Source organism: Neisseria flavescens (assembly GCF_001618065.1).
Classification (GTDB): domain Bacteria; phylum Pseudomonadota; class Gammaproteobacteria; order Burkholderiales; family Neisseriaceae; genus Neisseria; species Neisseria flavescens_A.
In genome coordinates this window covers 1-8,686 of sequence record NZ_LAEI01000030.1, presented here as the reverse complement: position 1 = coordinate 8,686, position 8,686 = coordinate 1, and the positions used below count along the sequence as shown (strand labels likewise).

The window sequence follows — 8,686 nt, the reverse complement described above, 5'->3', positions numbered from 1 at the left end:
AACGGTCGATGTGTTTGGCGATCATGGCTTGGGCGGTTTGTTGAAAGAAGGTGGTCATGGAAAATCCCCTAAATGTCTTGGTGGGAATTTAGGGGATTTTGGGGAATTTTGCAAAGGTCTCGGCCTTCTTTTCTTTTAACTTTCAACATGTCCCGATAAAATGGACACTTTGTAAGTGATCATTGATGGAAGACGCAATTATGGTAGCCGAACCGAAAAATTATGCACAATTCATGAAATAATTTCAAATAAAACAATATATTAAAACTCAAACAAATCTTTCCCGAAGTCTTTTGCGAAGACCAAATCGACTTTGAGAAACTCAAACTCGTCCTTGACGCAGAAAACCTTGCCGGTGTGGGCGAACGTTATCAACTCGATGCTGTAGAAACTAGTAGCGTTGTTTACAGTATTTCCAGGAGAATACTGAAACATGAACATGCACAAAAACACCCGTCTCACCCCGTCTCTGGATTTGGATATCCTCAACGGCATCATGCGCCAAGCCGTATTGCAGCAGCTGCAAACCTACTTGGGCGCGGACATCATCATCGAAACGCACATCACCCGCGATATGCTCGAACGCGCAGAAAAAATCCGCCTCTCCAACGCCTTGAGAGGCGTGTTTGAGGCGGATTTGGTGTACTAGGAACAATCAATGATTTCTCGGAAATGGATAAAGCCTGAAGGCGATTATTCGTTAGACGGTTTATCTGTCTGAGACGGTTTATCTGTCTGAGACTTGTGCGTTTGCAATATGCTCACTACCTTACCCTCATAACGCTGGCGTAACCACGCCTGTATCCGCTCGTAATCTTTGGCAGGTAGTGGCTGCTCCAATTCGAGAGAGACAACGACGATATCGTCATATGTATCTGTCTTCGGTTCTGCGTTTTTTTGGCTTTCAGACTGTTCGGAAACAGGCGTTGTTTGCGCTTTATCCCAAGCCAAGCCGCGTCCGACAACGATTTTTTCCGCTTCCGGATATTGGGCTTTTAATTCCTTAAGTACCGCTGCATCGTCGATATCGGAGGCTTTGCCTGCCAGTACGGTATCGATATAGGCCTGTTGCTCTTTCAGCTCATTTTGCTGCTGAACCGGGTTGTTTTGGCTTGCCAGCAATTCTTCGATTTTGGCATTGTCCCCTCCCGCATAGACCACGTTGACCTTCGGCTCTTTCACACCTGACGCTTCAAGGCTTTTCACGAGCAAGGCGGAAATTTTCTCGGCATTGCCCGTTCCATTGACAACCAGACTGACTTTATTTTCTCTATGGTTCAACATCTTACGCAGCACGAAAAAACCTTCCTGTTGCTTCGCAGTGGCAATGGCAGCATTGGCTCTGGTGTTGAAGATTTCCTGACGCACCAGTCCTGATGCCATATAGCCACTCGGAATCATGACAGCAAGTACGACGGCAGTAATAATGATGCTGTGCAACCGGCGTTTGGATTCCTTTACCAACCCCCTGCGCGGCAGCTTGAGCAGCTTGGAAAACAACAAGGTCGCAAAAGCGATGAACACGCAGTTGATGGCAAAAAGATATGAAGCACCGAGAAAGTAGTGCCAGTTGCCATGTGCCAGTCCGTAGCCCGCAGTACACAGGGGCGGCATCAATGCGGTAGCAATCGCCACACCCGGTATGGCATTGCCTCCCTCTTTTCGGGTCAGCGCCACAATACCCGCACTACCGCCGAAGAAGGCAATCAACACATCCCAAAGGGTCGGCTGAGTACGCGCCAAAATCTCGCTTTGCGCCTCTTTAAGCGGGGTTAACAGGAAATACAACGTAGCGGTAATCAAGCTGATGACGACGAATATAATAATATTGCGCACGGCTTGACGGATCAGCGCAGTATCCCCTACCGCCAAACCGTAACCCATACCTACAATCGGCCCCATCAACGGCGAAATCAACATCGCGCCGATCACTACCGCCGTGCTGTTTACATTCAGACCGATACTCGCCACGGCAATGGCAAACATCAATACCCACATATTAGTCCCGGACACCCGAGTATTGGCACGGATGGTGGCATCAATTTTATCGGGATGGGCCTGGTCATGCGCAAGATTGAACACATCTTGCAACTTGGTCATGGCACCATTGTCTTCTTTTGGCTGATTTTCTTGTTCTTCTTGGTTTTTAATGTTTTCTTGGTCTTGCATTTTCATCCTTAAATCAATCTTAACGATTGTCTCTGAATATTGAATTAACTGGAATTTCGGATACTGATAATTATGCTTTAATACTGATTTCAAATATGATTAAGCAGATACCTTGCAGAAGGTTAGCATACACATGAAAACGCTGACAACGCTGATCCTGCGTAGGCCTTCACGAAACCAGCATATGCAAAAACCTTCTCTCAAATCCAATTCCTACTTTTTCAGCAGCAACCGCCATCAAAATTTTTTAAGGGGCTGTACTAGATTAGCCCTAAATTCCACACCATTTTTGCAGGATTTTAAGCTGTTGAGACGGTGTGCTGAAATTAAATCGAAATTCGCATTCTTTCAAGAGCAGCGGGAAAGATTTGCGATCGATTCCGTTATATTTGCGCAAGACGCGTTTTGCCTGATTCCAAAAATTTTCAATGCCGTTAATGTGGTTCTGACGGTCTGCAAATTCCTTGAATGGTTGATGCGGTAATGGATGAAACCGCTCACGTCTAACTTGTCGTAGCTGCTCAGACTATCGGTATAAACAATGCTGTCCGGCATTATTTTCTTTTTGATTACAGGGAGTAACGTTTCAGACTTGGCATTATCCACCACAACGGTATAGACCCGTCCGTTGCGTTTCAGAATGCCGAAGACAACCACTTTTCCTGCCGCACCGCGACCACGTCTGCCTTTACGCCGTCCGCCGAAATAGCTTTCGTCCAGTTCGACAGAGTCCTCAAAAACCTCATCGGCAGCCAAGGCCAAATGATAGTTGATAACCGTGCGGATTTTACGGTAGAACAGTGCTGCCGAATTGGGATGGATACCCAAAATATCGGCGGCAGAACGGGAGGTAACTTCGAGTACAAAAAAACGAAGCAGTTCTTTCTGTACTTTTTTCTTTAATTTGCAGTGTGTTACCTTCATATTTCGAGGGTAACATATCTGCTAATCTAGTACAGCCCCTTTTTTTAATAATGTTAATGTTAATACGTAACAAAACAAATTCCCGCTTGTAGGTTAAAATCAGGCTATGCTAATATGCACAACAACAGGTTTTTACTGAATAATCTGTGCTAAAATGCAGGATTAGATGGAAAACTCTATCCGAATTCGGTACAATACCGACGAATTATTTCCCTTAAACAACCTGCCGCAAGGCGAAAAGGAACGACTGACATGTCAAACATCGAACAACAAGTTAAAAAAATTGTTGCTGAACAACTGGGCGTAAACGAAGCCGAAGTGAAAAACGAATCTTCTTTCCAAGACGATTTGGGTGCTGACTCTCTGGACACCGTAGAACTGGTGATGGCTTTGGAAGAAGCTTTCGGCTGCGAAATCCCTGACGAAGACGCTGAAAAAATCACTACCGTACAATTGGCTATCGACTACATCAACGCCCACCAAGGCTAATCGGTCGCCTCAAACACCCAGCCTCTGCTGCGCCATCGCAATAGAGGCTTTTACCTTATTATTAAACCCCTGAAATTTCAGACGGCATGAGTTTTGCCCGTTTTCACGAAGAAAAAGAGCAAGGCTGCCGCGAAAATCCCGACAACCAACAGCGAGATTATCATGAGTCAGAGAAGAGTAGTCATCACAGGTCTTGGCCAAGTATCACCGGTCGGCAACGACGTCGCCACCGCATGGAGCAATCTGCTCGCAGGCAAAAGCGGCATCGGACGGATTACCCGCTTTGACGCATCCGACATCAACAGCCAAATCGCCGGCGAAGTGCGCGATTTCGACATCGGCCAATACATCAGCGCAAAAGAAGCGCGCCGCATGGACGTGTTCATCCACTACGGTATTGCCGCCGCCCTGCAAGCCATCAATGATTCAGGTTTGGACGATTTGGAAACCCTCGACAAAGACCGCGTCGGTGTCAACATCGGCTCCGGTATCGGCGGCCTGCCGAGCATTGAAGCGACCGGCAAAGCCGTTATCGAAGGCGGCGCGCGCAAAATCAATCCTTTCTTTATCCCAGGCTCGCTGATTAACCTGATTTCCGGCCACGTAACCATCCTCAAAGGCTACCGCGGCCCGAGCTACGGCATGGTGTCTGCCTGTACGACCGGCGCACACTCCATCGGCGACTCTGCACGACTGATTAAATACGGCGACGCGGATGTGATGATTGCCGGTGGTGCAGAAGGCGCGATCAGCACTTTGGGCGTTGGCGGTTTTGCTGCCATGAAAGCACTTTCCACCCGCAACGACGATCCTGCTACCGCTTCCCGTCCGTGGGACAAAGGCCGTGACGGTTTCGTTATCGGCGAAGGCGCTGGCGTGCTGGTGTTGGAAGAATTGGAACACGCGAAAAAACGCGGTGCGAAAATTTACGCCGAAATCGTCGGCTTCGGTATGAGCTCCGATGCCTACCATATTACCGCGCCTAACGAAGAAGGCCCTGCATTGGCCGTTACCCGTGCCCTGAAAGATGCCGGCCTGAATCCTGAAGACGTTGATTACGTCAACGCACACGGTACATCGACTCCTTTGGGCGATGCCAACGAAACCAAAGCCATCAAACGCGCTTTGGGCGATCATGCGCGCAAAGTCATTGTTAACTCCACCAAATCCATGACCGGCCACTTGCTTGGCGCGGCCGGCGGTGTGGAAGCGTTATACAGCGTGTTGGCGGTACACGAGCAAAAATCTCCACCGACCATCAACATCTTTGAACAAGACGTTGAAGCCGGTTGCGATTTGGATTACTGCGCCAACGAAGCACGCGATGCGAAAATCGACGTTGCCATTTCCAATTCCTTCGGCTTTGGCGGTACCAACGGCACATTGGTATTCAAACGCTTCAAAGACTGATAGAAGGTTTTAAGTAGATTAAAAGGTCGTCTGAAACTTGGTTTTCAGACGACCTTTTTTATTTTAAATACAAATATTCTTGATAATCTGTATCATTTATATAAAAATATCGACTCCAATCAATATTGCCCGGATTTTATCGGGTAATCAACCCAATTACATTTTTATCAGGAGTCTGCAATGAAAACTATCCGTATTCTAGCATTGGCCGCTGCACTGGCCGCCGTGCCTGCATTTGCGTCTGATTTCGGCCATGAACAGGCATTGACCATAGACGGCAAGCCTGCCCATTTGGCAGAAACTTCAGCCCGTATTTTGGCAAACGAAACCCTGACTGCGCCGCAACTGGTCGAAGATATCACTGATGGATTCGGTTCGAAAAAAATTCCAGGTTATAAATTGATGATTATGGGCCGCACTTATTCGGTGGCGGCAGAAACCAAACCGCCGAAAGAGGGCCAAACTCAGTGGCGGGACAATACGTTCATTCATCGCGGCGTAAAACTGTTTGTCGGTATTCCGGTCAAAAACGGCAAGATGGATTTGGCGTCTGCCAGATTGATTAATATCGGCGTGGTTGACGATAACGGTGGTGCCGCGCCTCATGATGAGGGTGAAAAAATCCGTCCGGTCGGTAAGCAGCTGATGTCCCCCGATACCAAAGTGGGAAATGTGAAACTCAATATTGCCAAACTGACGTTGCCAAATATGAAATTAGGCGAAACCAGTGGCGGTGGTGTGAAATTGGAAGCATCGGCAACATTGGACGGTAAGCCGATACAGACTAAAATCGAAAGCACTTTCTCCCGCTTCTATTCCGCTAAACCAGCCGCTACACGGCCGTTTATGGCAGATGCACGGTTTGTGAAATAATCGTAAAGGCCGTCTGAAATCCAGTTTCAGACGGCCTTTTATATAACGAAGCTGCATAAGTTTAGTTTTTCATAGATTAAAGGTAAGGAGTTAAAAAAGCGTAGAATGGCGATTTTAAAAATTCATCATTGGAGGTAGATCATGACAGTAACGATTTTAGACGGCGGAATGGGGCGTGAACTGCATCGGCGCGGCGCACCGTTTCGTCAGCCAGAATGGTCTGCTTTGGCTTTGATGGAAGCGCCGGAGATTGTACGCGAAACGCATTTGGACTTTCTTCGCGCAGGCGCAAAGGTGATTACGACCAACAGCTATGCGCTTGTTCCGTTTCATATCGGGCAGGAGCGCTTTGATGCTCAAGCTGCCGAATGGGCAAGGCAGGCCGGCCGTTTGGCGCGTGAAGCGGTGGAACAAAGCGGGACTACTGCAAAAGTAGCCGCAAGCCTGCCGCCGTTGTTTGGTTCTTACCGCCCTGACTTGTTTGACAAACAAGTCGCACCTGCTTTGGCGCTCCCTTTAATATCGGGTTTGATGCCGTTTGCTGATATTTGGTTGGCAGAAACCGTATCCAGCTTGGAAGAAGCGCGTTTCTGGCGCAGCAGTCTGCCTGATGACGGTAAGCCGTTTTGGGTATCGTTTACTTTGGAAGATACGATGCCGCATGATGTACCGGTGTTGCGTTCGGGAGAAAACGTGCACGAGGCGGCGGATTTCGCGGTAGAAATAGGTGCGGCGGCAATGTTGTTCAATTGCAGTCAGCCTGAAGTAATGGCCGAAGCTTTGAAAGTGGCACATGAAGCCCAAAGCCGTCTGAAACTGGGTGTTTACGCCAATGCATTTGAACCAGTACAAGGACAGATGAACGAGGCCAACGATGGTTTGGATCCGATTCGCGCTGATGCCACGCCGGAAAATTATTTGGCGTGGGCGAGACAATGGGCGGGTTTGGGTGCTGAAATCATCGGTGGGTGCTGCGGTATCGCACCTGAACATATCCGTGCGTTGGAGCAAGGATTTAAGGCCGTCTGAAAGTGGCTGCATAATATTTTGATACGGTTAGAACAGGCTAAAAAAGCCGGTAATGCCGTCGCTTCACAAACACATAATGATAAAAATCAGGAATAAACATGTCGCAAAAATCTCAAATCGGCCTGGTCGCGCTAACGGCCTTGGTTATCAGTTCCATGATTGGTTCAGGTATTTTCAGCCTGCCGCAGAATATGGCTGCCGTTGCAGGTTCGCAGGCTTTGCTGTTGGGTTGGCTGATTACCGGTGTGGGCATTATCTTTCTCGGCCTGTCATTTTCGGCCTTGTCCAAACTTAAGCCCGAATTGGATGGCGGTATTTATACGTACGCCCGCGACGGCTTCGGCGATTTGATGGGTTTTTTCTCGGCGTGGGGCTATTGGCTTTGCACCACGGTCGGTATTGTCGGCTATTTGGTGGTTGCGTTTGAAGCAGTAGGCGGATTTGTCGATACGCCGGACAACGTGATTTTCGGTAAAGGCAACACATTTGCTGCTTTCGTTGGAGAATCAGTAATTGTGTGGCTGATTTACTGGTTGGTGGTGCGCGGTATTAAAGAAGCGGCAGGAGTGAACCTGATTGCGACGGCAGTCAAAGTATTTCCGCTGATTTTATTTATCGGTATGGCAGCCTATTTCTTTCAAACCGAAGTGTTTATGTCCGATTGGACAGGGGGGAGCCTTGCTACGCCTGAAAATCCTGATGTCAGCCTGATGACGCAGGTGAAAAACACAATGCTGATTACGCTGTGGGTGTTTACCGGTATTGAGGGTGCGGCGGTTTTGTCCAAGCATGCGCGAAGTCGTGCTGATGTCGGTCGAGCAACCATTATCGGAGTCAGCTTGACGCTGGCAATGTACGTGGCAATTACCGTCTTGGCTCAAGGCATTTTACCTCGTGCGGATATTGCAGCAATGGCTAATCCGTCTATGGCGGGCGTGTTGGCGCACATGGTCGGCTCTTGGGGTAAAGTGTTGATTTCTTCCTGCCTGATTGTGTCTGTGCTGTCGTCTTATTTAAGCTGGACGCTGTATGCGACCGAGATTCCGCACATGGGTGCGAGAAACGGCGCATTTCCAAAATCGTTTATCCCGTTGAATAAAAACGAAGTGCCGCAGGGTTCGTTGATGTTTACCACCTTGACCGTGCAGTTTTGCCTATTGCTGGTGTGGTTAAAAGGCGAGGATTATTCTGCCTTGCTGATGGTATCGACTTCCATGATTTTGATACCATATTTGTTAATTGGTGCATATCTGCTCAAATTATCGCTGACACAAAAGGCTGCGGCAAAATACCGTCTTATCGGCGCGGCAGCAACGTTTTATGCGGCTTGGATTGTCTATGCGGCAGGCACGGAATATTTGCTGCTTTCAGTCTTGCTCTATTTGCCCGGCGTATTGCTGTTTCTCTATTCGCAAAAGAAACACTACGGAAATTGTCAGTTCAACCGTATGGAAAAAGCCGTATTGGTATTGCTGTTGATTTTAGCTGTGCCGGCCGTACAGCAGTTTGTCGCTAGCTTACAAGCGTAAGCAGAAAGGTTTGAAAAAGGCCGTCTGAAATCCATTTTCAGACGGCCTTTTATTGATAAAACCGATTCAGTACCGCATCATTTTGCTGTCCACCTGCATTGCCCAAGCATCAATACCGCCTTGCAGGTTGTAGAGGTTGAGACCTTTGCAAAATAGCCCTTTCCTCAACAGCCGAAGCCCAAAACAGGATTTCGGCTGTTTTCGTTTCAAATATCCACCGATTCTACTCAAATATCCCCTTAATCTCCCTTGGATACCTGATT

General features: G+C 48.1%; 7 protein-coding genes and 3 pseudogenes. 6 read left to right on the top strand and 4 right to left on the bottom strand.

Going from position 1 to position 8,686, the window contains the following annotated elements; translation table 11 throughout:
- Positions 1 to 261: 261 nt before the first annotated feature.
- Positions 262 to 435, bottom strand: coding sequence for a DNA topoisomerase (locus TW89_RS04455; RefSeq protein ID WP_225522177.1), 174 nt, complete (start codon positions 433 to 435; stop codon positions 262 to 264).
- A gap of 22 nt (positions 436 to 457) precedes the next feature.
- Between TW89_RS04455 and TW89_RS04450 the strand changes: the two are divergent.
- A pseudogene (locus TW89_RS04450) lies at positions 458 to 649 on the top strand (aminotransferase class IV); the annotation flags it as partial.
- Between the two features lie 44 nt (positions 650 to 693).
- On the opposite strand, the gene TW89_RS04445 reads toward TW89_RS04450, so the two are convergent.
- Together TW89_RS04445 and TW89_RS04435 are read right to left on the bottom strand one after the other, a co-directional pair.
- A complete protein-coding gene (locus TW89_RS04445; protein WP_128580666.1) occupies positions 694 to 2,169 on the bottom strand; it encodes a TIGR00341 family protein in 1,476 nt (491 codons plus the stop codon).
- A gap of 271 nt (positions 2,170 to 2,440) precedes the next feature.
- A pseudogene (locus TW89_RS04435) lies at positions 2,441 to 3,093 on the bottom strand (IS1595 family transposase).
- Between the two features lie 252 nt (positions 3,094 to 3,345).
- On the opposite strand from TW89_RS04435, the gene acpP reads away from it, so the two are divergent.
- The 5 genes from acpP to TW89_RS04410 all read left to right on the top strand — a co-directional run bounded on the left by acpP (position 3,346) and on the right by TW89_RS04410 (position 8,423).
- Entirely contained in the window at positions 3,346 to 3,582 is a 237-nt protein-coding gene (gene acpP / locus TW89_RS04430; protein ID WP_003679644.1) for an acyl carrier protein, read from the top strand.
- Between the two features lie 162 nt (positions 3,583 to 3,744).
- The gene (gene fabF / locus TW89_RS04425) at positions 3,745 to 4,992 is read left to right on the top strand and encodes a beta-ketoacyl-ACP synthase II (protein WP_039861923.1); all 1,248 of its coding nucleotides are present in this window, start codon (positions 3,745 to 3,747) and stop codon (positions 4,990 to 4,992) included.
- Between the two features lie 180 nt (positions 4,993 to 5,172).
- Positions 5,173 to 5,865, top strand: a complete 693-nt coding sequence (locus TW89_RS04420) for a hypothetical protein (RefSeq protein ID WP_128580665.1) — start codon at positions 5,173 to 5,175, stop codon at positions 5,863 to 5,865.
- A gap of 141 nt (positions 5,866 to 6,006) precedes the next feature.
- Complete coding sequence (locus TW89_RS04415; protein ID WP_128580664.1) at positions 6,007 to 6,894, top strand: homocysteine S-methyltransferase family protein; 888 nt, start codon at positions 6,007 to 6,009, stop codon at positions 6,892 to 6,894.
- Positions 6,895 to 6,992: 98 nt separating this feature from the next.
- The gene (locus tag TW89_RS04410; protein WP_128580663.1) at positions 6,993 to 8,423 is read left to right on the top strand and encodes a basic amino acid/polyamine antiporter; all 1,431 of its coding nucleotides are present in this window, start codon (positions 6,993 to 6,995) and stop codon (positions 8,421 to 8,423) included.
- A gap of 66 nt (positions 8,424 to 8,489) precedes the next feature.
- Here TW89_RS04410 and TW89_RS11990 read toward each other — a convergent pair.
- Positions 8,490 to 8,686, bottom strand: a pseudogene (locus TW89_RS11990) (hypothetical protein); the annotation flags it as partial.